The sequence below is a fragment of the Microbacterium sp. ARD32 genome, from assembly GCF_031844385.1.
In the GTDB taxonomy this organism is placed as follows: Bacteria; Actinomycetota; Actinomycetes; order Actinomycetales; family Microbacteriaceae; genus Microbacterium.
Genome location: NZ_JAUZVD010000001.1, coordinates 303,985 through 327,031, shown reverse-complemented (window position 1 = coordinate 327,031; position 23,047 = coordinate 303,985). Strand labels below are relative to the sequence as shown.

At 71.1% G+C, this 23,047-nt stretch carries 21 protein-coding genes; 6 read left to right on the top strand and 15 right to left on the bottom strand.

From position 1 onward, the window contains the following. Positions 1–40: 40 nt before the first annotated feature. The 3 genes from Q9R19_RS01535 to Q9R19_RS01525 form a co-directional block, all read right to left on the bottom strand. Positions 41–1,498, bottom strand: coding sequence for an FtsX-like permease family protein (locus Q9R19_RS01535; RefSeq protein WP_311254589.1), 1,458 nt, complete (start codon positions 1,496–1,498; stop codon positions 41–43). Then, on the bottom strand, positions 1,495–2,268 hold the full coding sequence (locus Q9R19_RS01530; protein WP_311254588.1) for an ABC transporter ATP-binding protein: 774 nt from the start codon (positions 2,266–2,268) through the stop codon (positions 1,495–1,497). Before Q9R19_RS01530 ends, Q9R19_RS01535 begins: the two co-directional genes overlap by 4 nt. A gap of 96 nt (positions 2,269–2,364) precedes the next feature. Next, positions 2,365–2,838, bottom strand: coding sequence for a carboxymuconolactone decarboxylase family protein (locus tag Q9R19_RS01525; RefSeq protein ID WP_311254587.1), 474 nt, complete (start codon positions 2,836–2,838; stop codon positions 2,365–2,367). Positions 2,839–2,908: 70 nt separating this feature from the next. On the opposite strand from Q9R19_RS01525, the gene Q9R19_RS01520 reads away from it, so the two are divergent. Then, entirely contained in the window at positions 2,909–3,763 is an 855-nt protein-coding gene (locus Q9R19_RS01520; RefSeq protein ID WP_311254586.1) for a LysR family transcriptional regulator, read from the top strand. A 36-nt stretch (positions 3,764–3,799) separates the two neighbouring features. Here the strand turns inward: Q9R19_RS01520 and Q9R19_RS01515 are convergent, their stop codons facing one another. From Q9R19_RS01515 to Q9R19_RS01485, 7 genes are all read right to left on the bottom strand, one after another. Continuing rightward, positions 3,800–4,435 (bottom strand): response regulator transcription factor, encoded by a 636-nt coding sequence (locus Q9R19_RS01515; protein WP_311255840.1) that lies wholly within the window; start codon positions 4,433–4,435, stop codon positions 3,800–3,802. 90 nt (positions 4,436–4,525) lie between these two features. Next, complete coding sequence (locus Q9R19_RS01510; protein ID WP_311254585.1) at positions 4,526–5,725, bottom strand: histidine kinase; 1,200 nt, start codon at positions 5,723–5,725, stop codon at positions 4,526–4,528. Between the two features lie 91 nt (positions 5,726–5,816). Beyond that, a complete protein-coding gene (locus tag Q9R19_RS01505; RefSeq protein ID WP_311254584.1) occupies positions 5,817–6,608 on the bottom strand; it encodes a class I SAM-dependent methyltransferase in 792 nt (263 codons plus the stop codon). A 126-nt stretch (positions 6,609–6,734) separates the two neighbouring features. Next, positions 6,735–7,871 carry an AMP-binding protein gene (locus Q9R19_RS01500; protein ID WP_311254583.1) on the bottom strand — a complete coding sequence of 379 codons (1,137 nt, stop codon included), beginning with the start codon at positions 7,869–7,871 and terminating at the stop codon, positions 6,735–6,737. Between the two features lie 21 nt (positions 7,872–7,892). Further along, entirely contained in the window at positions 7,893–8,804 is a 912-nt protein-coding gene (locus tag Q9R19_RS01495; RefSeq protein ID WP_311254582.1) for a 1,4-dihydroxy-2-naphthoyl-CoA synthase, read from the bottom strand. Between the two features lie 10 nt (positions 8,805–8,814). Next, complete coding sequence (locus Q9R19_RS01490; RefSeq protein ID WP_311254581.1) at positions 8,815–9,834, bottom strand: HAAS signaling domain-containing protein; 1,020 nt, start codon at positions 9,832–9,834, stop codon at positions 8,815–8,817. 1 nt (position 9,835) lies between these two features. Then, positions 9,836–10,171: a helix-turn-helix transcriptional regulator gene (locus tag Q9R19_RS01485; protein ID WP_311254580.1), complete on the bottom strand. Its 336-nt coding sequence runs from the start codon at positions 10,169–10,171 to the stop codon at positions 9,836–9,838. A gap of 71 nt (positions 10,172–10,242) precedes the next feature. Between Q9R19_RS01485 and Q9R19_RS01480 the strand changes: the two genes are divergently transcribed. Together Q9R19_RS01480 and Q9R19_RS01475 are read left to right on the top strand one after the other, a co-directional pair. Then, positions 10,243–11,262 (top strand): GNAT family N-acetyltransferase, encoded by a 1,020-nt coding sequence (locus Q9R19_RS01480; RefSeq protein ID WP_311254579.1) that lies wholly within the window; start codon positions 10,243–10,245, stop codon positions 11,260–11,262. A 116-nt stretch (positions 11,263–11,378) separates the two neighbouring features. Further along, complete coding sequence (locus Q9R19_RS01475; protein ID WP_311254578.1) at positions 11,379–12,353, top strand: o-succinylbenzoate synthase; 975 nt, start codon at positions 11,379–11,381, stop codon at positions 12,351–12,353. 50 nt (positions 12,354–12,403) lie between these two features. On the opposite strand, the gene Q9R19_RS01470 is transcribed toward Q9R19_RS01475, so the two are convergent. Beyond that, positions 12,404–13,018: a TetR/AcrR family transcriptional regulator gene (locus Q9R19_RS01470; protein WP_311254577.1), complete on the bottom strand. Its 615-nt coding sequence runs from the start codon at positions 13,016–13,018 to the stop codon at positions 12,404–12,406. Positions 13,019–13,155: 137 nt separating this feature from the next. On the opposite strand from Q9R19_RS01470, the gene Q9R19_RS01465 reads away from it, so the two are divergent. From Q9R19_RS01465 to Q9R19_RS01455, 3 genes are all read left to right on the top strand, one after another. Continuing rightward, a complete protein-coding gene (locus tag Q9R19_RS01465; protein WP_311254576.1) occupies positions 13,156–16,182 on the top strand; it encodes an MMPL family transporter in 3,027 nt (1,008 codons plus the stop codon). Then, positions 16,179–18,242, top strand: a complete 2,064-nt coding sequence (locus tag Q9R19_RS01460) for a YhgE/Pip domain-containing protein (RefSeq protein WP_311254575.1) — start codon at positions 16,179–16,181, stop codon at positions 18,240–18,242. The genes Q9R19_RS01465 and Q9R19_RS01460 overlap by 4 nt, the downstream gene beginning before the upstream one ends. 71 nt (positions 18,243–18,313) lie before the next feature. Continuing rightward, positions 18,314–18,907, top strand: a complete 594-nt coding sequence (locus Q9R19_RS01455) for a 2'-5' RNA ligase family protein (protein ID WP_311254574.1) — start codon at positions 18,314–18,316, stop codon at positions 18,905–18,907. Between the two features lie 29 nt (positions 18,908–18,936). On the opposite strand, the gene ccsB is transcribed toward Q9R19_RS01455, so the two are convergent. From ccsB to Q9R19_RS01435, 4 genes are read right to left on the bottom strand one after another with little or no spacing between them, the layout of a single operon-like run. Further along, on the bottom strand, positions 18,937–19,902 hold the full coding sequence (gene ccsB, locus Q9R19_RS01450; RefSeq protein WP_311254573.1) for a c-type cytochrome biogenesis protein CcsB: 966 nt from the start codon (positions 19,900–19,902) through the stop codon (positions 18,937–18,939). A 1-nt stretch (position 19,903) separates the two neighbouring features. Continuing rightward, the gene (locus Q9R19_RS01445) at positions 19,904–21,607 is read right to left on the bottom strand and encodes a cytochrome c biogenesis protein ResB (protein ID WP_311254572.1); all 1,704 of its coding nucleotides are present in this window, start codon (positions 21,605–21,607) and stop codon (positions 19,904–19,906) included. Beyond that, entirely contained in the window at positions 21,588–22,412 is an 825-nt protein-coding gene (locus Q9R19_RS01440; protein WP_311254571.1) for a cytochrome c biogenesis CcdA family protein, read from the bottom strand. The genes Q9R19_RS01445 and Q9R19_RS01440 overlap by 20 nt, the downstream gene beginning before the upstream one ends. Next, positions 22,409–23,029, bottom strand: coding sequence for a TlpA disulfide reductase family protein (locus tag Q9R19_RS01435; protein WP_311254570.1), 621 nt, complete (start codon positions 23,027–23,029; stop codon positions 22,409–22,411). Before Q9R19_RS01435 ends, Q9R19_RS01440 begins: the two co-directional genes overlap by 4 nt. Between the last annotated feature and the right edge of the window lie 18 nt (positions 23,030–23,047).

Below are 23,047 nucleotides of genomic sequence, written 5' to 3'. Positions count from 1 at the left end.
TCCGGCAAGCCGCCGAGTCGGTCTGCGGCTCGCCGCCGGCTCAGTCGGCGGCGAGCGCCTCCACCGGGGCGACGCGGGTGGCCAGGCGCGTGGGCGTGACCGCGGCGATCACGGTCAGCAGCGCGGTCGCCGCGACGATCACCGCCACCGGCCCCCACGGCACCGCCGGATAGACGAAGCCCGCCGGCTGGAAGTCGGGCAGCACGGGCACCGCGCCCAGCAGCGACTGCGCGGCGATCCACCCGTACGCGATGCCCAGCACCAGCCCGGTCACGGTCGCGGCGACCGTGATGTGCACGGCCTCGAGCAGCACCATCCGGCGCACCTGTGAGCCGGTCAGCCCGATCGCCCGCAGCAGCCCCAGCTCGCGTCGGCGCTGCACGACGCCGATGGTCAGCAGATTCACCAGTCCGACAGCGGCGATCACGGCCGAGACCGCCACGAGCACCATCATGATGTCGGCGAAGGCGTCCATGGGAGCGAAGAAGTCGGCGGGCACGTCGTCGGTCTGGCGCATCATCAGCGCCTTGGACGACTCCAGCGCGACGGCGAACATGGTCACCAGCGCGACGCCCATCACCACGCCGATGGCCATGCGGCTGGAGCGCTCGGGATGGCGCAGGGCGTTCTCGGCGGCCAGTCGCGCGGTCGCGCCCCGCCCGAGCATCCGTCCGACCAGGCGCAGCACCGGCGGCATGAACAGCGCCGAACCCGTCACGATGCCGGTGAACGAGAGCACTCCTCCGAAGAACGCGACCACCACCCCGAGCGGCGTGACCAGTCCGACCGCGACGCCGGCTGCCAGCAGTGCGGCGCCGGCGACGATCAGCACCCAGGCGGCCACGTGCGTGCCGCGGCGGCCCGAGACCTGCTCGTGCGTGCGCTCCACCGAGCCGCCCAGCGCCTGCAGCGGAGTGACAGCCAGCACCCGGCGCGAGCCGATGTGCGCGGCCAGCCAGGTGGTCAGCGCCACGCCGATCGCCGGCACGGCGATCGCCGGCTGCGCGAGGATCGCACCGTCGGGCGCGTTCGCGATCAGGCGGTCGCCGATCAGCATCCCCAGGGCGGACGCCGCGAGGCCCACTGCGAGACCGGCGATGGCCCCGATGGCGCCCACCACCAGCCCCTGCCCGGTGACCTCGGCGCGCTGCGAGCGGGCGGATGCCCCGATCAGCCGCATCAGCGCGATGCGACGGGTGCGGCCGGCGATGATGGTCGAGAACGTGTTCGCAGTGACGACCGCGGCGACGTACATCGCGACGCCCGTCAGCAGCACCGACAGGATGATCACGACGATCGTCAGCGTCTCGCTGTCGCCGATGAACGGGTCGGCCTGCAGCACGGCGCCGATGTACGCGGTCACCTCGACCAGGATCACCCCGAACGCCGCCGCCAGCGCCGCGACCAGGATGCTGGCGCCCATGCCGCGCTCACGCAGCCAGGCGAGGCGGGGGCGCGTCGCCATCGTGTCGGGGACGACCGCGGCCAGCGCGGTCATGCCGCCACCTCGCTGTCGCTCTCGGCCGCGAGCATGTGCGCGGCGATCTGCTCGGCGCTCTGGCTCGGGTGGTCGGCGGTGATGCGGCCGTCGCCCAGGAACAGCACGCGGTCGGCATGGCTGGCGGCGATGGCGTCGTGGGTGACCATCGCGATGGACTGGCCCTGCTCCCGGCTCGCCGATGCGAGCAGCTGCAGCACCTCGCGGCCGCTGCGCGAATCGAGATTTCCGGTCGGCTCGTCGGCGAAGACGAGATCGGGCGCAGTCGCCAGCGCGCGGGCGATCGCCACCCGCTGCTGCTGCCCGCCCGAGAGCTCGTGCGGGCGGTGGTTCAGGCGGGATGCCAGGCCGAGCCGCTCCACGAGGCCGTCGATGCGCGCCTTCTCGATCGCCGAGGGCCTGCGGCCGTCCAGTTCGAACGGCAGCAGGATGTTGCTGAGCGCATCCAGCGTGGGCACCAGGTTGAACGCCTGGAAGATGAAGCCCACGCGACGGCGGCGCAGGATCGTCAGCTCCAGGTCGCTCAGCCCGGTGATCTCGGTGTCGCCGATCCATGCGCGCCCCTCTGTGGGGGCGTCCAGGCCGGCCATGATGTGCATCAGCGTGGACTTGCCCGAGCCGGAGGGGCCCATGATGGCGGTGAACTGGCCGCGGCGGATGCCGACGCTGATGTCGTCGAGCGCGCGCACGCCGGCCGCCCCCGCGCCGTAGGACTTGGTCAGGTGCTGGACGCGTGCGGCGAGGCCCAGGTCGGTGGTGGTGATCTCCATGCCATCGACGCTATTTGCGGCATCCCTCCGCGCACATCGCCCGTGCGGATCATCCCGTGTACATCTGCAGGATGATCCGCACTCTCGTCCATCGCGTCAGACCCAGGCGTGGGTGGAGACGCCCACCAGGTTCCAGGCGTTGATCGTGACGATCAGCGAGACGAGCGCGCCGAGCTCCTCGGGGGAGAAGACCTGCGCGGCGGGCGTCCAGTCGGCGTCCGGGACGTGGGTCTCGGATGCCCGGGTGATGCTCTCGGTGAGGGCGAACGCCGCACGCTCGCGCGCCGTGAACAGGGACGACTCGCGCCAGACGGCCACCGCGGCGATGCGCGCCGTCGTGTCGCCCGCCTTCTGCGCGTCGGCGGTGTGCATGTCGACGCAGTAGCTGCAGCCGTTCAGCTGCGAGGCGCGCAGCCGCACGAGCTCGCGGAGCCGGGCGTCGAGGCCGACGGCATCCAGTTCCCGCACCATCGCGTTGTCGAGGTGGGCGAGCGCCTTGGAGAAGTGCGGGGCGACGGTGTCGATGTCGAGGCGGACGAGGACGGGGACGGTCTGGTCTGTGGTGTTCATGTCTCCAGCCTCGCGACCGTCCGTTCATCTGTCCAACAGCTGATCCACATGGGTATCATCTGTTCTGGAAATGGAGATTCATCAGCTGCGCTACGCCGTCGCCGTCGCCGACACCGGCTCCTTCACCGCGGCCGCCGAGGCCGTGAACGTGAGCCAGTCGGGCGTGAGCACGCAGGTGCAGAAGCTGGAGCGGGAGCTCGGCGTCGCGCTGTTCGACCGCACCGGACGGCGTGTGTCGCTCGCCGCCGACGGAGAGCGGATGCTGCCGGCGCTGCGCGCGTCCCTGCGCGCCCTCGACGAGGTGCGCAGCACCGCCGCCGACCTGCGCGGCCTGCTGCTCGGGTCGCTGCGCGTCGGCACCGTGTCGGGGCTGACCTGGCCGCGGCTGTTCGATGCGCTCGGAGAGCTGCACACCGCGCACCCCGGGCTGGAGATGCGCCTGCACGAGGACACCTCGGAGAACCTCGTCACGGCCCTGCGTCACGGCGAGCTCGACATCGCCGTGGTCGCCTGGGCGCAGCATCCGCCGTCCGGACTCGAGACGGTGACGCTCTTCGACGACCCGCTCGTGGCCGTGGTCGCCCCGGATCATCCGTGGGCGTCACGGCGCGGCATCCGTCCCGCCGAGCTGAGCAAGGTCGACGTGATCGCCCTTCCGCCGGGCACCGGCGACCGCGCCGCCCTCGAGCAGCTGCGTCCGGGCCTGGAGCCGCGCTGGGAGGTGTCGACCCCGTGGTTCATCGAACGGCTGGCCGCGCGCGGCCTGGGCGTGGGAGTGGTCAGCGACGCCACGCGGCGCCGCTGGGACGAGGTGAAGGCGGTGCCGGTGGACGCGCCCGAGGTCCGCTCGCGGCTCGGCATCGCCTGGCGCCCATCGCCCACGCGCGCCGCACAGGCGCTTCGCGCCCTGCTCGTCGCGCGCTGAGCGGATCCGGCCGACCCGCACCTGCAGGACGGATGCTCAGGCCAGGCCGTGCTCGAAGGCGAAGACCACCAGCTGCACTCGATCGCGCAGCGCGAGCTTGGTGAGGATGCGGCTGATGTGCGTCTTCACCGTCGCCTCGCTGAGGAACTCGCGCGCGGCGATCTCGGAGTTCGACAGCCCGCGTGCGGCCAGCGCGAAGATCTCCCGCTCGCGGTCGGTGAGGTCTGCGTAGTTGGGCGGCACTGGCTTGGTCTCGGAGGTGAAGTGCGCGAACAGCTCGCGGGTCGCGGAGGCCGCGATAACGCTCGAGCCGGACTCGACCGTGCGGATGGCCGCCAGCAGGAACTCGGGATCGGCGTCCTTGAGCAGGAATCCGCTGGCGCCCTGCCGGATCGCGCGCGCCGCGGCCTCGTCGAGGTCGAAGGTGGTGAGCATGACGATGCGCGGAGCGTTCGGCTGCTTCAGCAGCTCCGCCGTGGCGGACAGCCCGTCCATCACCGGCATCCGGATGTCCATCAGCACCACATCGGGACGCGTGCGCGCGACCACCTCGAGCGCCTCGCGCCCGTCCCCGGCCTCCCCCACGACATCCATGTCGGGCTGCGAGCCCACCAGCATCCGCACCCCCGCGCGGAACAGCGCCTGGTCGTCGACGAGCACGACCTTGATCATGATGACCCCTCCTGGCCGGGTGAAGAACCCCGGCATCCATCTTCGTCGCTCCCCGCCGTGCACCGGTCCAGGATTACCGTCCCGCGCGATTCATCCGCCGATCGGCATCGACGCCCGCACCACGAAGAAGCCGTCCTCCTGCTGCGCGGCCAGCGAGCCGCCGACCAGCTGGGCGCGCTCGCGCATGCCCACCAGCCCGTGCCCTCCCGATGCGGATGCCGAGGCCGCCGACGGGGTCGCCACCCGGTTGCGCACCTCCAGATCGACCCGGTCCGCCCACCAGGACAGCCGCACGTCGACCTCGCCCTCGCCGTGCCGCAGGGCGTTGGTGAGCGCCTCCTGCAGAATGCGGTACACCGCCAGCTGGATCGCGCCCGGCGGCTCGCCCGGCGGCATCGGATCGACCGTCACCCGCGGTTCGACGCCGGCCTGCCGCACGTGCGCGAACAGCGACTCCAGGTCGGCGAGGGTCGGCTGCGGGCCGTCGCCCTGACGGTGCCGCAGCTGCGTGAGCAGCATCCGCACATCCGACAGCGCCCCGCGCGCCGTCTGCGCGATCGTGCCCAGCGCCTCCTGCGCGAGCTCCGGACTCGCGGCCGCCGCGTACCGGGCCCCGTCGGACTGCGCGATCACCACCGCCAGCGAATGCGCGACGATGTCGTGCATGTCGCGGGCGATGCGCACCCGCTCCGCCTCCTCGGCGGCCACCGCCTCGGCGCGCAGCTGCGCGTCGCGGGTCTGCCTGCCGGAGGCCACCGACCGCCACAGCACGCCCGCGCCCCACGCGATCACCAGCGCAAAGGCGATGCTCGTCGCCGTCAGCACGGCGACCAGCGACACGCGCGCGGCGGTGTCCAGCGGGCCGTCCGAGGTGATCAGAGAGCTCACCTGCAGCAGGGCGATGTACATTCCGGCGATCACGCCCCCGCCGACCGCGGAGGCCCCACCCCACCACATCAACCGGCGACTGCCCCAGGCACCGGTGGCGAACAGCACCGGGAACACCGCGATGTCGACGACCAGCGGTGGCAGGCCGCACGCCATCTGCACCACTGCGGCACCCCACGCGACGATCAGGGCGAGCGTCGGCGAGAGCCGTGAGATGGACGCCGCTCCCCACATCGCCACGGCGACGACCACGAGCACCCCACTCGAGAGCCAGTCCGGCTGCAGCCACGAACTCAGCTGACCGGCGACGAAGACGAACGAGACGGGCGTCGTCAGCACCAGCCCGAGCACGCTGACGATGATGTCGACGACGAGCCAGGCGCGCGAGACGGAGCGGATCACGCTCTCACGCTACGGGAACGCCCGCCCCGGGGCATCCGCCTGAGGATGTATCCGACGGCTCCTCGGGTCCGGCACGGCCGCGGCGGCACCGTCAGACTCGGCAGATGATCTCGCCGTGCGGGATCAGGTACCAGCCGTCGCCGTCGGCGGCCCACGCGCGCCAGGCGTCGCTGATGCGCTGCAGATCGGCATCCGTCGCCATGCCGGTGGAGGTGAGCTGCCGGGCGAGAGCGGATTCCCGGATGCGGTCGGCCCACATGCCGCCCCACCACTCGCGCTCGGCCGGAGTGGCGTAGCACCAGGTGGATGCCGTGGCGGTGATCTCGGCGAATCCGGCGGCGCGCGCCCAGCCGAGCAGGCGCCGGCCGGCATCGGGCTCGCCGCCGTTCGCGCGTGCGGCCGCGCGATACAGCCGCAGCCACTCGTCCAGTTCGGGCAGCAGCGGGAACCAGATGAAGCCCGCGTAGTCCGCGTCGCGGGCGGCGACGATGCCACCGGGCCGGGCGACCCGGCGCATCTCGCGCAGAGCCTGCACGGGGTCGCCCACGTGCTGCAGAACCTGGTGGGCGTGCACGATGTCGAAGCTGTCGTCGGCGAAGCTGAGCGCATGCACGTCCTCGACGGTGAAGTCGATGTTCGTCACGCCGCGCTCGGCGGCGAGCGCCTGCGACAGGCTGAGGGCGTCGGCGTTCAGCTCGGTGGCGGTCACGCGGGCGACGCGGCTCGCGAAGTCCATCGTGATGGTGCCCGGCCCCGCGCCGACGTCGAGCAGGTGCGCGTCGGCGGTGAGGTGCTCGGCGAGATACGCCGCCGAGTTCGCGATGTCGCGGGTGCTGTGCGAGCGCAGCACCGAGTCGTGATGCCCGTGGGTGTATACCGCCATGCGCTCAGCCTACGATGCGGGCGCGGGGTGCGTCTTCGCGGTTCGCGGGTCCCGTCCTGCGGTCTCATGCGCGCGGAGGCCGCAGAGCAGGACCCGCGAACGCGTGCAACAGCCCGAGCCGCGCGCTCACGGACGCGGTGGCACGTCGTGGATCGGTGGCACGTCGTGGATCATCCGGCGCAGCAGTTCGCGGTCGGGCTTGCCGGATGCCAGCAGCGGGATCTCCCCGTTCTCGAGCTGCACGGGCCGGGCGTGCCGGCCGACCTCGACTTCCACGCGGTCGCGGGCCTGCTCCAGCATCCGCCCGCACTCGTCGCCGCGCACGTCGGCGAAGATGATCGACGCCTCGCCCCAGCGCTCGTCCGGCATCCCGAGCACGACGGCCTGCTCCAGTCCGGGCACGCCCCGCACCGCCTGCTCCACCCGGTCGAGCGAGATGTTGACGCCGCCCGAGACGATCACGTTGTCGAGCCGTCCGTGCACCTCGACCTCGCCGTCCAGGATGAAGCCCCGATCGCCGGTGCGGTACCAGCGGGTGCCGTGCTCGTCGGTGATGAACGCGCGGGCGGTGAGACCGGGGGCGCCCAGGTACGACGTCGCCAGCGTCGGACCGGTGATCTGCAGTTCGTCCTCGACCCGGCGCACGCGGACGCCGTCCAGAGGGATGCCGTCGTACACGCAGCCGCCCGAGGTCTCGCTCGAGCCGTAGGTGTGCACGAAAGGGATGCGCAGTTCGGCAGCGCGCATCCGGATGCCGTCGGACAGCGCCTGCCCGCCCACCAGGATCGCGTCGTGCGCGCGCAATGCGGCGAGCACCCGCGGATCTCCGGCCGCATCGACCAGCGCATCCAGCTGCGCGGGCACCACCGAGATGTACCGGCCGCCCGCCTCGGCGGCGGCGACCAGGGCATCCGGCGTCAGCTTGCCCTGCTGCAGCATCGGAGCGGTGCCGGCGAGCAGCGATCGCACCAGCACCTGCAGACCCGCGACGTACCCGGCCGGCAGCGCGAGGGTCCACCGCCCCGACCCGATCCGCTCGGCGGTGGCCTCGGCGCTGGACCGCAGCGCCTGCGCGCTGAGGACGACGCGCTTGGGGATGCCGCTGGAGCCGGAGGTGGCGATGACAGCGGCGGTCCCGTCCGCCACCTCGTCGCCGGTTGACGGGGTGAAGCCCAGGGCGAGCGGGCGGGTGCCGTCGAGTGCCGCGGGGAGCGCTTCGAGCACGGCGCGCGGATCGCCGGAATCGATCGGATGCAGCCTCATCGCGTTTCGACCCGCACCGCGTCAGAAGTGGTAAGGGAACGGCGACCAGTCCGGGTCGCGCTTCTGCAGGAAGGCGTCGCGCCCCTCGACGGCCTCGTCGGTGCCGTACGCCAGGCGGGTGGCCTCGCCCGCGAACACCTGCTGACCGACCATGCCGTCGTCGACCGCGTTGAAGGCGAACTTCAGCATCCGGATCGCCGTCGGCGACTTGGTCAGGACGGTGCGCGCCATCGCCAGCGCCTCGCGCTCCAGCTCCGCGTGCGGGACCACTCGGTTCACCGCACCCATCTCGTACGCGCGCTGCGCGGAGTACTCCTCGGCCAGGAAGAACACCTCGCGCGCGAACTTCTGGCCGACCTGGCGCGCCATGTACGCGGAGCCGTAGCCGGCGTCGAAGCTGCCGACATCGGCGTCGGTCTGCTTGAACCGGCCGTGCTCGGCCGACGCGATCGTCAGGTCGCAGACCACGTGCAGAGAGTGCCCGCCGCCGGCCGCCCAGCCCGGGACGACCGCGATGACCACCTTCGGCATGAAGCGGATCAGCCGCTGCACCTCGAGGATGTGCAGGCGCCCGGCGCGGGCCGGGTCCGCCACCTCGGTGTCCGAATCACTGTACTTGTAGCCGTCGCGGCCCCGGATGCGCTGGTCGCCGCCGGAGCAGAACGCCCAGCCGCCGTCCTTCGGGCTCGGACCGTTGCCGGTGAGCAGCACGGCGCCGATGCGCGGATCCTGCCGGGCGACATCGAGTGCCCGGTGCAGCTCGTCCACCGTGTGCGGGCGGAACGCGTTGCGCACCTCGGGCCGGTCGAATGCGATGCGGGCGACGCCACCGTCTCGGGAGACGTGCGCGGTGATGTCGGTGTAGTCCTCGGCGCCCGGTGCGAGCACCCATTCCGCCGGGTCGAAGAGGTCGGAGACGAAGTCGTCGGTCACGGCATCCACCCTATTCCGCCCTCGTCGCCGCGGTGCCGCCGCCGGCACCCGCCCGGCGCAGCTTCAGCCACCCGTCGGCGATGTCCCAGGCGGGGAACGCGATCAGGCAGAAGCCGAGGATCGCCGCGAGGATGCCGAAGACGCCGCCCTGCGCGGTCGAGCCCTGCTCGCCCTGCGCGAAGCCGTCGCCGCCGGCACGGGTGACGAATGCCATGAACTCCGGGTTCACGAGCGCGCCGCGGATGAGCAGCGTCAGGCTGGCCGCGGCGAAGCCGACGGCGAGCACCGTGTTCACCACGGCGAGTGCCATGCTCCAGCGGCGCCGCAGGAACAGCACGACGGCGAACACGGCCTCGAGCACGACGAACCCGAGGATCACCGTCCAGGTCCACGGCGAGGGCATGAGCACCGGGACGGGCGCGGCACCGGTGGGGAAGAATCCGAGCAGCACGTCCCACAGCATGGCGAGCGGCACCAGCGCGAGGAACACGAGCGACCCGATCAGCTCGTTGCGACCCGCGCGGTGCTCGGCCGGCAGCGGCAGCTGGTCGGGACTCCAGTCCAGCACGGACTCGCCGGTGGACCCGGTGCGCTCGAGCACGAAGAACACCAGCGTGGTCCAGAAGGCCACGTGCACGATCGTGCCGATCAGCACCGCGACGGTGCTGCCGATCACCTCTCCCACCGAGGCGCGGGCGATCAGCTGCCCGAGCACGCTGCCGCCGACCGCGCACAGCGGGACGATCACCAGCAGCAGCCGCAGCAGGCGCAGCCAGGCCGCGTAGTAGCGCGGCCCGATCAGCCACATCGGGCGATCGATGAGCGAGGAGGCGTATGCGATCGGCTCGCCGAGTGCGGCGACGACGTGGCGTTCGGCGTCTTCGCGGCTCTCGCCCCGGGCGACGCGCGGCTCGACCTGCTCGGCGATGGACGATTCGACCTCGGCGAGCAGCTCGGGGCGCGAGGACGCCGGAAGCGCGCGGGAGACGGCTGCGAGGTAGCGCTCGGCGTAGTCGGCGGTGGCGGTCATGTCAGTTCTCCTCCGGACGGAGTGCGGCGGTCGCGCTCGCGATGGCTGCGACCTCCTGGATCAGTGTGTCGGCGAGGCGGATGCCGGAAACCGAGGTGCGGTAGAACTTGCGGGGCCGCGCCTCTTCGGTGTTCCACTCGCTGTCGAGGTATCCCTGCTTCTCGAGTCGGCGCAGCAGCGGGTACAGCGTGTTGGCGTCGGTCGGGAAGCCGGCGGATGCCAGCTGCTCGAGCAGCCCGTAGCCGTAGCCGGGCGTGCGCAGCAGCTGCAGGCTGGCCAGCACGACCGTGCCGCGCCGCAGCTCCTGCAGATGTCCGTCGAACTCCGAGTCGCTCATGCGTGAAACTATATTGTGCGCCACACACTATTGTCAACGGAACGCCTCGATCGCCCTCGTAGGCTGGCACGATGGCATCCGCTGTTCAGATCCGCCGCATCGATCCATTCATCCGCGACCAGGTCGACGCCTGGTGGCACGCGTACGCCGACGCGCGTCGCGCTGACATGGGCGAGAACGCGCTGATCTGGAGCCTGGAGGAGCGCCGCGCCGAGCTGCAGCAGGACTCCGCGACAACGCGGCGACAGGCGTACGTCGCCGTCCGCGACGACGCTGTGGTCGGCTCGGGCTCGCTCGCCCTGCCGCTGAAGGACAATCTGCACATCGCGATGATGGGCGTGAACGTGCCGTCTCAGCACCGTCGCAGGGGCGTCGGCTCCGCGCTTCTCGAGCACATCGAGACCGAGGCGGCCCGCGAGGGGCGCAGCACCATGCGCACAGACATCTTCTGGCCGGTCTCCCTGCCCGCCGACGGCACCGGAGCCGCCAACCGCGAGTTCGCCCGCCGGCACGGGTACGACGTGGCGCTGGGCGACGTGCAGAATCGCCTCGACCTGCCCGTGGCGGATTCCCTGCTCGATGCGCTGATCCCCGAAGCACCTGACGACGGGTACACGCTGCGCAGCTGGGTGGGTCCCGTGCCCGACGCGTTCGTCGCCGAGTGGGCGGCGCTGGATGCGCTCCTGGACACCGAGGCTCCCACCGGCGACCTCGAAGTGGAGGCATCCACGTCCGACGTGACCGACTTCCGGGCGGATGAGGCGATGCAGGCCGCGCAGCGGCGCACCTCCTACGGCACGATCGCCCTGGCAGCCGACGGTCGTGTCGCCGCGTACACGCAGATCGTCGTCTCCGGCGACGACGGCAACGCCTACCAGTGGGGCACGCTGGTGCGCCGGGAGGATCGCGGGCACGGCCTGGGTCTTCGCATCAAGCTCGAGAACCTGCGGATGCTGCAGCACCACTCCCCCGACACACCGCGCATCTACACGTTCAACGCCGAGTCGAACACGCACATGCTCGCCGTCAACACCCGCCTCGGCTTCCGCGTGAGCGCCCGCATGGGCGAGCTGCACAAGAAGCTCGGCTGACGCGCCTGTCCACAACTCCGGAGATCTGCGCGATGAAAGCGCTGTCAGGCGCCACTGAGCGGCAGTTCGGCCAGGTTCTTCCGGAGTTGTGAACCACGGCGGGGCATGATGGACGCATGACGCCGCCACTCGCCGAGATCGCCGCCACCGCCCGCGTCGTCGCCCTGCCGATGAACACGCGGTTCCGCGGCGTGGACGTGCGCGAAGCGCTGCTGTTCGAAGGGCCTCAGGGCTGGGCGGAGTTCTCGCCGTTCGTCGAGTACGAGGATGCCGAGGCCACCACCTGGCTGCATGCCGCGATCGACTTCGCCTGGAACGTGCAGCCCGCCGCCGTGCGGGACCGGGTGCCGGTGAACGCGACGGTCCCTGCTGTCGAGGCCGCTCGCGTCGCCGAGGTGCTCGCGCGGTTCGGCGGATGCCGCACCGCGAAGGTGAAGGTCGCCGAGCGCGGTCAGACCCTCTCCGACGACATCGCCCGGGTGCGCGCCGTGCGTGAGGCCATGGGCGCGGACGGGCGGATCCGCATCGACGCCAACGGCGGGTGGAACCTCGACGAGGCGGAGACCGCCATCCACGCGCTCGCGGAGTTCGACCTGGAGTACGCCGAGCAGCCCTGCACCGCGGTCGAGGAACTGGCCGAGCTGCGCTACCGCGTCAAGCACAAGGGCATCCCGATCGCTGCGGACGAGAGCATCCGCAAGGCCGCCGATCCTCTGGCGGTGGCGCAGGCCAAGGCAGCCGACCTCATCGTGGTCAAGGCGCAGCCGCTGGGCGGCATCCGCCGCGCACTGTCGATCGTCGCGGATGCCGGGCTGCCGGCCGTGGTCTCCAGCGCCCTCGACACGGCCATCGGCCTGTCGCAGGGAGCGGCGCTCGCGGCATCCCTCCCCGAGCTCGACTACGACTGCGGGCTGGGCACCGCCTCACTGTTCGCCGACGATGTCGCCGACGCGCGTCCCATGGGCGGTGCGGTGTCAGCGGCGCGGGTGATTCCAGATGCTGCCGCGCTGACGCGCCTGGAGGCCCCCACCGAGCGCCGGGAGTGGTGGCTCGCGCGGCTGGAGCGCTGCCACGCCCTGCTGCCCGACTGACCTGCCCTTCGCGCGGCGCGAGCGAACGGGCGCGAGCGAACCGCGCCGACTCAGACCCGCATGAGCTCGACCATGCGGCCGAGGGACTCGCTGCCGACACGCCGGAGCCGAGTCGAGTCCTCGCCCTCCATGGCGCCGCGCACGGTCATGCCCTCCCAGACCACCATGAGCAGGCTCGCGGCCTCGGCGGCGGTGATGCGCAGGGTGATCTGGCCGGAGTCGATGATCTCCTGGATCATCTCGGCGATGCTGCCCGTCATCTCGCGCTCCTGCGCGAGGTACGCCGCGCCGAAGGCCGGGTCGCGCAGCGCACGGATGCGGATCTCACTCATCATCATCACGCCGAGCCGGTCGTCCGCGCCGGAGTCCATGATCTGCTGCACGAGCTCGACGGGGTCGCATCCCTCCAGGGCCTCTGCGCTGACGAGGTCGCTGACCCGCTCTCGCACGGCGCTCAGCCGCGCCTCGCCGACGGAGGCGGCGAGGGTGAGGAACAGCTCGTCCTTCGACTCGAAGTTGGAGTAGAACGCGCCGCGGGTGAAGCCCGCCCGCTCGCACACCGCCTCGACGGTCGCGCCCTCCAGGCCCACCTCGGCGAAGACCTGGGTGGCCGCTTCGAGCAGGCGCGCTCGGGTGTTCTCCCTGCTTCGCGTGGCAGATGACATCACCCCTCCAGAAGCTCGCTGCATCTCAGGCCATCCTCGCGCATTCACATCCTGCGCACAGCATCCGGCCGCACCTCTCACTTACGATACATGTACGTATTGAATACACCTGTGTATCGAACCCTCGTGGAGGCCGCGTGTCCACTCTCCTGTCGTCACTGGGCCGCTGGTCGTACCGCCACCCCTGGCGCGTGCTCGTCAGCTGGCTCCTCGTGCTGGGCATCGCCGGCGGCGGCGCACTCGTGCTCGGCGCAGGGACGGACAACACCTTCTCGATCCCGGGGACCGAGTCGCAGGCCGGCCTCGAGCAGCTCGAGCGCACGTTCCCGCAGGTCAGCGGCACGAACGCGCAGTTCATCGTGGTCGCAGCATCCGGCGACGACATCCGCGACGACCCCTACCGAGCGGACATCGAGGAATCGGTCGAGGACCTGACGCACCTCGACGACAGCGTGCTGGCGGTCACCTCGCCGTACGACGAGAACATCACCGGCATGGTCAACGCCGAACACAGCGCCGCCATCGTGCGCCTGCAGTTCGAGGGCCAGTCGACCGACGTCCCGGCAGAGGCCAAGGCCGACCTGCAGCAGCAGGTGGACGAGCTGCGGACCGCACTGCCGGACGGGTCGCACGTCGCGCTCGGCGGCGACCTGTTCGCCACCTCGATCCCGACCGTCACGGTCACCGAGGCGGTCGGTCTGCTGATCGCGCTGCTCGTGCTGATCGTCACATTCCGCTCCTTCGTCGTCGCGGGCCTGCCGCTGCTGACCGCGATCCTGGGCGTGGGCATCTCGATGGCCGGCATCTTCGCGGCGACCGCCTTCGCGACGGTGTCGTCGACCACGCCCCTGCTCGCACTCATGCTGGGCCTGGCTGTCGGCATCGACTACGCGCTGTTCATCGTCGCCCGCCACCAGGATCAGGTGCGCGCGGGCGTCGACCCCGAGGAGTCCGCCGCGCGCTCGGTCGGCACCGCGGGCTCCGCGGTGGTGTTCGCCGGAATCACCGTGCTCATCGCCCTGATCGGGCTCGGCTTCGCGGGCATCCCGTTCCTCACCACGATGGGCATCGCGGCCTCCGTCGCCGTCGCGATCGCCGTCATGATCGCCGTCACCCTCACCCCCGCACTCCTCGGATTCGTGAAGGGTCGCGTGGCCGGCCGGCCGCGCCGCGCCCGCTCCGCCCACTCCGCCGAAACCCCTCCGCAGCGTCGAGACCCCTCCGCAGCAGCGTCGACAGGGAGGGGTCTCGACGACCAGGAGGGGTCTCGACGGGTCAGGATCGGGGAGGCGGATGCCGCGCCCACGCCGCGCGCGCGCCGCAGCCTCTCGGAGCGCTGGGCGGGCAGCATCACGAAGCGGCCGGTGCTGGTCACGATCGCGGTCGTGCTGGGTCTGGCGATCGTCGCCGTGCCCGCGTTGAGCCTGAATCTCGCCCTGCCGAATGCCGGCGTGCTGCCGAAGGACTCCGAAGCGCGGCAGAGCTACGACCTGACCGCAGCCGAGTTCGGCCCCGGCTTCAACGGACCGTTGATCCTCACCGGCACGATCGTCACCTCCACCGATCCGCTGAACCTCATGGAGGATCTCGGCGACGCCGTCGAGAAGCTCCCCGGCGTGCGCGAGGTGGCGCTGGCCACCCCGAACGAGACCGCCGACACGGGCATCGTGCAGATCATTCCCGAGACCGCGCCAGACGACTCTGCCACCGCCGACCTGGTGAGGGAGCTGCGCGCCCACCACGACGAGTGGCAGGACGAGTTCGGGATCGACCTGAAGGTCACCGGATTCACCGCCGTCGCCATCGACATCTCCGACCAGCTCGGCGCGGCCCTGCTGCCCTTCGGAATCTTCGTCATCGGCCTGTCGCTGATCCTGCTGGCGATCGTGTTCCGTTCGATCTGGGTGCCCGTCACCGCCGCGATCGGCTACCTGCTGTCGATCGTCGCCGCCTTCGGAGTGGTGGGCGCCGTCTTCGAGTGGGGCTGGTTCGCCGACCTGCTGCACGTCGCCCGCACAGGTCCGATCATCAGCTTCATGCCGATCGTGCTGATGGGAGTGCTGTTCGGTCTGGCGATGGACTATCAGGTGTTCCTGGTCTCGCGCATGCGCGAGGACTTCGTGCACGACCCCGCCCGCCACGATCCGGCAACCCGCCGGGAGGCGGCGATCCGGGCCGTGCGCTCCGGCTTCTCGAGCACGGCGCGAGTGGTGACCGCCGCCGCGCTGATCATGTTCGCCGTGTTCGTGGCGTTCGTGCCCGAGGGCGATTCGTCGCTCAAGCCGATCGCCCTGGGCCTGGCATCCGGCATCGCGATCGACGCCTTCCTGGTGCGGATGACGCTGATCCCCGCCGTCATGGCGATCCTCGGCGACCGCGCCTGGCGCATCCCGCGGTGGCTGGAGCGCATCCTGCCGCACGTCGACATCGAGGGCGAGGCCGTGGAGCGGGAGCGGTCGCTCGAGGCATGGCCGGGCGATGACAGCATCCTCGCCGCCGACGACCTGACGATCTCGGCCGTCGACATCGAGGGTGCGCGCCTGCGGCTCGCGCCGGGCGGCGCGCTGGTGGTCACCGGCGCACCGCCGCGCGCGCTGCGCGCCCTGTCGCTCACCCTCGCGGGGCGGATGAACGCGGATGCCGGGATGCTGCGCGTCGACGGCCACCTGCTGCCCGGACGCTCCGCCTGGGTGCGCTCCCGGGTGGGGGTGGCCATGCTCGGCGACGCAGACGGCACCGCGCAGCTCGCCGAGGCGCTGCGCGGCCGCACGCGTCTGGTCGTCCTCGACGGCGTGGACCGGATCACCGCCGCCGAGCGCGACCAGCTGGCAGCGCGGCTGCGCGATGCGGGGCGCACCGTCGCCGTGCTCGCCACGGCCACGGACGTGACCGCCGCGCAGGCTCTCTTCACGGATGCGGGCCGCTCCCCGGCATCCGTCGTCGACCTCCGCGAGACCGCACCCTCTTCTGAGACTGCCGATACCCCCTCCCTTCGTCCAGACCCCTCCGCAATTGCGTCTGCAGAGGGGGGTCTCGGCAAGGGCGAGGGGTCTCGGCGAACCGATTCCTCGTCCGAGGCGTCCGAGCTGACCGCAAGCGATGTACTGAGCGAACGGAGTGAGACGAAGTGCGATGTACTGAGCGAACGGAGTGAGACGAAGTGACTCTCCCCATCGAACGAGCGCGCTCGCGCCGGCCGATCACCTGGCTGACGCTGATCGGCGTGCTGCTGCTGCCGGCGATCATCGGCGGCATCCTCGTCACGGCGCTGCAGAACCCGACCGACCGGCTGGAGTCGATGACCGCCGCCGTCGTGAACCTCGACAAGCCGGTCACGATCGACGACCAGTACACGCCGCTCGGGCGGCAGCTGGCCTCGGGGCTGGTGGAGGGCTCCGACGACATCGACTCGAACCTCACCTGGGTGATCTCGAACGAGGACGACGCGGCGAAGGGACTCGGCGACGGCACGTACCAGGCGGTCGTCACGATCCCCGAGTCGTTCTCGGCGGACGCCACCTCGTCGGGCGTCGCTCTGAAGGACGGCGGGGATGCCGCCGAGCAGGCGAAGATCACCGTGACGACCCCGCCCGACGGCCGGGTCGCCGACGACCTGATCACGAACCAGATCGCCACGGTGGCGGCCTCCACGATGGGCACCATGCTCAGCGAGGCGACGGTCGGCAACGTGCTGGTCGGGTTCACCACGATCGGCGATCAGCTCGGGGATGCCGCGGACGGAGCCTCGAAGCTGGCCGACGGCGCGCGTTCAGCAGCCGACGGCGCCGCAGCGCTGCCCGACGGTGCGTCGAAGCTCGCCGACGGCGCGAACGGCCTCGCCGATGGCGCCTCGAAGCTCTCCGGCGGTGCCGCGCAGCTCTCGGACGGCGCGACGAAGCTCGGCAGCGGGCTCGACACCATCGCCTCCAAGACGCGCGAGGCCGGCGCTGGCGCCACACAGCTCGGTCAGGGTCTCACCAGCGGCGCGGCGACCCTCGAGAAGGACGGGCTCGTGCCCGAGCTGCTGTTCACGGGGGCGAACGGCGCCGCGCAGGCGACGGCAGGCGTCGCGGACGGCGTCGCCGGCGTGAAGTCAGGTGTCGACGGGCTGGTGCAGGCCTGCGGCACGCGCGTGCCCGGCGTCGACCCCCTGCTCGAGCAGGTGTGCGCTGGCCTGACCCAGCTGCAGAGCGGACTGCCGCAGCTGAGCGACGGTGCCTCTCAGGCCAAGGCCGCGTCGGCCGGTGTCGCCGCGGGGCTCGCGGCCTTCGACGAGCAGGCGCCCGCAGAGCTGGCGAAGCAGATGCGCACGGCGGGTTCGGCCGCCTCGCAGCTGGGCAGCGGGCTCGGGCAGCTCGCGAGCGGCGTCGACCAGTCAGCGGCGGGGGCGCGCTCCCTCGCCGGCGGCGCGAGCGATCTGGGCGATGGCGCATCGGCTCTGGCATCCGGTGCCACCCAGCTCGGCGACGGGGCATCCGCGCTGTCCGAGGGCGCGGGCAAGCTGGCGGACGGCGTCGACAGCCTGGCATCCGGCACCGGCGACCTCGCCGACGGGCTGAAGACCGCGTCGACCTCGCTGCCATCGTTCGACGAGCAGCAGTCGACCAAGCTGGCCTCCGTGATCGCCGACCCGGTGAAGGCGTCGGCCGAGGGGGATGCCCTGTTCGGACCGACCGCCATCCCGCTGCTCTCGGCGGTGGTGCTGTGGTTCGGCGCGCTGGCCTCGTTCATCGCGCTGCGGGCGGTGCCCGGCAACGCGCTGACCTCACGTCGCTCATCGATCGGCATGGTGCTGCGCGGATTCTGGCCCGCCGCTGCGCTCGGCGCCGGGCAGGGTCTGCTCGTCGCGCTGATCGTCCAGATCGTGGCCGGCTACGACGCCGCCACCTGGTGGGGCTTCGCCGCCTTCGCGATGCTCGCCGGTGTCGCGTTCGCCGCGGTGAACCAGGCGCTGGTGGCCGTGCTCGGCGGCATCGGACGATGGGTCAGCGCCCTGGTGGGCGTGATCGCCGTCGCGACCGGGCTGATCTCCACGATCCCCGGCTGGCTCGCGGGCCTGGGCGCCGCGATGCCCACGGCGCCGGCGCTCGGGGGGCTGATCGTGCCGAACGGCGCGGCCGCCGCGGGGCTGATCGTGTGGGCCGTGCTGTCGCTGGGAGCCGCGACCCTCGCGGTGACCGCCCGGCGCACGACCAGCGCGAAGGCGGTGCTCGCCGCCGCGTAGCATCCGGCATCCGCCCCGCCCGGGGTCGACATGTGACGGCGGCCCGCCGGCGTCGCCGGTAGGGTCGCGTGATGACACGCGACTTCATGACCGATCCGAAGCAGCTGCGGGACCTCGAAGGGCAGCAGTACATCGTGCTGCGTCCGATCGGTGCGGTCATGCGGGAGTTCGACCGGGTGCAGGATGCCGCGCGGCAGCGGCTCGGCAACAGCGTGCGCTATCCCGGCGCCGCGCACGTCACCCTGCGCGGGCTCTACGAGCCCGAGCGCATCGACGTGGTGCGCTCAGTCGTGAAGAAGTGGGCGGCAGCGCTGCATCCGATCGACGTCGCGACCGAGGCTGTCGATTCGTTCCCCGCGCCGTGGCAGATCATCATCGCGCGTCTGAGGCGCACCCCTTCGCTGCTGCGCGCGTATGCGTCGCTGACCGAGGCGCTGGATGCCACCGACCTGCACCGCATCGGCGAACTGCCGCTGCAGGAGTGGACCTTCCACCTCTCCACCGTCTACGCCAAGACGCTGGATGCCCAGGCGTGGGCGCAGCTGGCATCCGACACCCACCACGAGTATCCGACGCCGCCGACCGAGACGATCGCCGAGGTCGAGCTCGTCACCTACTTCGACGCCACCGAGTATCGCGAGGTGATCCCCCTGGGCGCCGCCTGACCGGCTCTGGGCGCCGCCTGACGGGAGGCTCAGCTCAGGCCGCTGTAGGCGTGCAGTCCCTTGAAGTACACGTTCACGATCGTGAAGTTGAAGATGACGGCGGTGAACCCGGTGATCGACAGCCACGCCGACGGGGTGCCGCGCCAACCGCGCGTGGCGCGGGCGTGGATGTACCCGGCGTAGAGCACCCAGATGATGAAGGTCCAGGTCTCCTTCACGTCGAAGCCCCAGAACCGGCTCCACGCGAAGTACGCCCAGATGGAGCCTGCGATCAGCGTGAAGGTCCAGAAGATGAAGCCCACCACCGCGAACCGGTACGCCAGGTTCTCCAGGCGCACCGTGTCGGGCAGGGTGCGCAGGAAGCCCGGGCCGGCGTTCGCGACGCCCTCTGCCACCCGGCGCTCGCGCCGCGACTGCAGCAGCTGCATCACCGAGAGCGCGAAGGCGAGCGCGAAGATGCCCACCGACAGCGAGGCCACGAACACGTGGATGACCAGCCACACCGACTTCAGCGGATCGGCGAGCGGCTTCACCTCCACGTAGAAGTAGGCGGACGCCGCGCCCAGCAGCACCAGCACCAAGCCGGAGATGAACGTGCCCAGGTAGCGCAGGTCGAGACGGGTGAGCATCACCAGGTACACCAGTACGACCAGCAGCGTGCCCGTCATGGCGAACTCGTACAGGTTGGCCCACGGCACGTGTCCGTTGGCGAACCCGCGGGTGAGCGTCGCGGTCAGGTGGAACAGCCAGCCCAGCACCATCAGCGAGGTGCCGATGCGCGCCATCACGAAGCGCTTGCCGACCGGCGCGTCCGCATCACCGTCGACCGGCGCGGATGCCACGGTGGAGCCGTCCGCCATCACCAGCATCCGCTCCTCGGCCTTCACCGTGGACGAGCGCTTCGCCAGGTCGAACGCGTAGGCGATGAACGCCAGCGCGTAGATGGCGATCGCCGTCCACAGCGTCAGACGCGAGATGGAATCCAGATCGGGCATGTCATGCTCCCTTCGCGGGGTGCCGCGATGCGGCCGCGTCGAGCAGCCGCTCGTGCCCGCGGACGAGATCGTCCACGGCCGCGGCGAGGGTCGGGTCCTCGCCGCGTGCGAGGCCAGCGTACTCCAGGTGGATGGTGTCGTCGGATGCCGTCGCCTTGACCCACATGCGGCGACGCGGCACGAACAGCGCCAGGCCGAGGCCGGCCAGCGCGAGCAGTGCGAAGACGAGCACCCAGATGACCGAGTCGTCGTGGTGGATCTGCAGCGACACGTAGCGCTTGACGGACTCGCTGAGGTCCTTCGCGCCTGCGGGTGACTCGTCCTCGAACGTGACCGTGCCCAGTCCGTCGGGCAGATCGGCGGTCTCGCCCGGCTGCAGCTGGATGGACTTCGTCTCGGTTCCGCGGCCGTTGAGCTTGGTCATGTCCTGCGTGTCGAGCTGGTACACCGAGACCGGGGTGCCGCTGTCGATGCCGAGGTCGCCCTGGTAGACGTCGAGCGTCAGGAGCGGGATGGTCAGGTCGCCGCGGTACGAGGTGAACGCCCCGGTGTCGAGCTTGACCGCGGTCGGGTAGAAGAACCCGACCAGTCCCAGCTGCTTCGGCATGCCGTCGGGGATCTTCAGCACGCCCAGCGAGGTGAGGTTGTTGTCCTGCGGCAGGAACTCGACCGGGCCGCTGAAGACCTCGACGCCCTGCGCGTTGCGCACCGTGATGCTGGGAGCGTACCCGTTGCCGAGCAGATAGATGTGGTCGCCGCCGACGCTCAGCGGATGGTTGACCTCGACGGCGTCCTTGCGCGTCGAGCCGTCGGGCTCTGTCACGGTGACGTTGGCCTTGAAGTTGCCGGCCTGCCCGGCTCCCGGAGCGCCGACCGCCTCGTAGGTGACGTCGAAGGAGTCCAGTGAGACCGCGTACGGCACGAACGCGTCGTCCGGCACGAAGCGCCCGCGGTTGATCGAGTTGTAGTCGATCAGGGCGTTCACGTACGAGCTGCCCTCCACGACCACGCGCTGGCCGGTGTAGGCGAACCCGCCGCCCACGCCGACGGTGATCAGCACGCCGACCAGGGCGATGTGGAAGATCAGGTTGCCGGTCTCGCGCCAATAGCCGCGCTCGGCGGAGACCGACCAGACGCGCCCGCGGTCGTACCGTGCGACGCGGTAGCCGAGCGCCTTGAGCTGCTTCTCGGCGACGTCGATGGATGCCGCGGCATCCGCCTCCGAAGCCTCGCGCGTGACCGACCGGTGGTCCTCCAGCCGGGCCAGCCGCGCCGGTGTGCGCGGCGGAAGCGCCCGCAGCGCCTTGGCGTGGTGCCGGATGCGCGGGATGATGCAGCCGATCAGCGAGATGAACAGCAGGATGTAGATGGCCGAGAACCACGGCGACGAGTACACGTCGAACATGCTCAGCTTGTCGAGAATCGGGAACAGGTCGGGATTGTCGGTCTTGTACTTGAGTACGCCGTTCGGGTCGGCGGACCGCTGCGGGAACACCGAGCCGGGAACCGCGCCGATCGCCAGGAACAGCAGCAGGATCAGCGCGACGCGCATGGAGGTCAGCTGACGCCAGCCCCAGCGCAGCCAGCCGACGAGGCCGAGCTTGGGCTGCGTGATGCCGTCGTCGGCGTCGGCCGAGTCGATGTGGTCGGCCGGGCGGAGCGGATCGGATGCCGCGGACGACCCGTCAGAGCGGGAGGATGACACTGCCCATCACCGCCCCGAGGCTCGACATGATCATGTTCCAGATGCCGGCGACCATCAGGATGCCGAGGATGATCAGCATCGCGCCGCCGATGATGTTCACGACGCGGATGTGACGACGCAGGAAGCCGACTGCTCTGGTGGCCCAGCCGAAGCCGAGCGCCAGCAGCAGGAACGGGATGCCGAGGCCCAGCGAGTACGACGCGCCGAGCAGCGCCGCACGCGCCGGAGTTCCGACGTTGAAGGACAGCGCCACGATCGCGGTGAGCGTGGGGCCCATGCAGGGCGCCCAGCTCAGGCCCAGCGCCACGCCCAGCAGCGGGGCGCCGACGAGCCCGGCGGTGGAGCTGACCTGCATCCGCATCTCCCGCTGCGCGAAACCGAAGAAGCCGAGGAACACCAGCCCCATCGCGATGATCACGACACCGAGGATGCGCGTGATCAGCTCGGACCACTGCACCAGGAAGACGCCGACCGTGCCGCTGAGCGCGGTGATGCCCACGAACACCACCGTGAAGCCCAGGATGAACAGCAGCACGCCCAGAAGCAGCCGGCGCCGCGTCGTCGGCCCCGCACCCACCTGGGTCGCTGAGCCGGGCCCACGCGCGCCGGACGCTCCGGGGCGCGCGAAGCGACGGTCGGACCGGGGCATGGGCGTCGAAGCGCCGACCGCGCCGCTGATGAACCCGAGGTACCCCGGCACGAGCGGCAGCACGCACGGCGAGAGGAACGACACGAGACCGGCCAGCATCGCCAGCGGGATCGCCAGCCAGAGCGCGCCGGCTCCGATCACGGCATCCGGATTCACGCCTGCTCCTCGAGCACACCCTTGATCATCGACGAGAGGATCGAGGTGCCGTCGATCGGACCGATGATGCGCGCGGCGACACGGCCCTGCCGGTCGAGCACGAGAGTGGCCGGGGGCGCCTGGATGGGCGCGACGCGGGCGAAGGCCAGCTTGGCCTGGCCGCTGTCCGCGTCCATCAGGCTCGGGTAGGTGACGCCGTACTTCTTCGCGAACGCCTTGGCCGTGGCGGCCTGATCGAAGATGTTCACGCCCATGAAGACGACGTCGTCGTCCTGGTGCTGCTGCCACACGGCTTCGAGGTCCTTCGCCTCTACGCGGCACGGACCGCAGGTGGCGTACCAGAAGTTCACGACGATCACGTCTCCGGTGTGATCGTCACTGGAGAACTTCTCACCGGAATCCGTGGTGCCGCCGAAGACCACCGGCTCGCCGCGCTCGTCGGCGGGGATCTCCTGCCATCGCAGGTCGGCGGCCGTGTAGGCCTTCTCGTCGCCGTTGAGGAACGCCTCGGTGGCCGGATCGGGCGCGCATGCGCTCAAGCCCACGGCGAGCGCGCCGGCGAGCGCGGCGGCGCCGATGCGCAGCACGTCACGGCGGGAGCGGGCGGGCGAGGACACGCTGGGAATCGTACGCGC

Bases quoted from the DNA above. Each gene is read 5' to 3' on its own strand.
- Q9R19_RS01535 (WP_311254589.1), bottom strand. From the start codon at position 1,498: ATGACCGCGCTGGCCGCGGTCGTCCCCGACACGATGGCGACGCGCCCC.
- Q9R19_RS01530 (WP_311254588.1), bottom strand. From the start codon at position 2,268: ATGGAGATCACCACCACCGACCTGGGCCTCGCCGCACGCGTCCAGCAC.
- Q9R19_RS01525 (WP_311254587.1), bottom strand. From the start codon at position 2,838: ATGAACACCACAGACCAGACCGTCCCCGTCCTCGTCCGCCTCGACATC.
- Q9R19_RS01520 (WP_311254586.1), top strand. From the start codon at position 2,909: ATGGAGATTCATCAGCTGCGCTACGCCGTCGCCGTCGCCGACACCGGC.
- Q9R19_RS01515 (WP_311255840.1), bottom strand. From the start codon at position 4,435: ATGATCAAGGTCGTGCTCGTCGACGACCAGGCGCTGTTCCGCGCGGGG.
- Q9R19_RS01505 (WP_311254584.1), bottom strand. From the start codon at position 6,608: ATGGCGGTATACACCCACGGGCATCACGACTCGGTGCTGCGCTCGCAC.
- Q9R19_RS01500 (WP_311254583.1), bottom strand. From the start codon at position 7,871: ATGAGGCTGCATCCGATCGATTCCGGCGATCCGCGCGCCGTGCTCGAA.
- Q9R19_RS01490 (WP_311254581.1), bottom strand. From the start codon at position 9,834: ATGACCGCCACCGCCGACTACGCCGAGCGCTACCTCGCAGCCGTCTCC.
- Q9R19_RS01485 (WP_311254580.1), bottom strand. From the start codon at position 10,171: ATGAGCGACTCGGAGTTCGACGGACATCTGCAGGAGCTGCGGCGCGGC.
- Q9R19_RS01480 (WP_311254579.1), top strand. From the start codon at position 10,243: ATGGCATCCGCTGTTCAGATCCGCCGCATCGATCCATTCATCCGCGAC.
- Q9R19_RS01475 (WP_311254578.1), top strand. From the start codon at position 11,379: ATGACGCCGCCACTCGCCGAGATCGCCGCCACCGCCCGCGTCGTCGCC.
- Q9R19_RS01470 (WP_311254577.1), bottom strand. From the start codon at position 13,018: ATGTCATCTGCCACGCGAAGCAGGGAGAACACCCGAGCGCGCCTGCTC.
- Q9R19_RS01455 (WP_311254574.1), top strand. From the start codon at position 18,314: ATGACACGCGACTTCATGACCGATCCGAAGCAGCTGCGGGACCTCGAA.
- ccsB (WP_311254573.1), bottom strand. From the start codon at position 19,902: ATGCCCGATCTGGATTCCATCTCGCGTCTGACGCTGTGGACGGCGATC.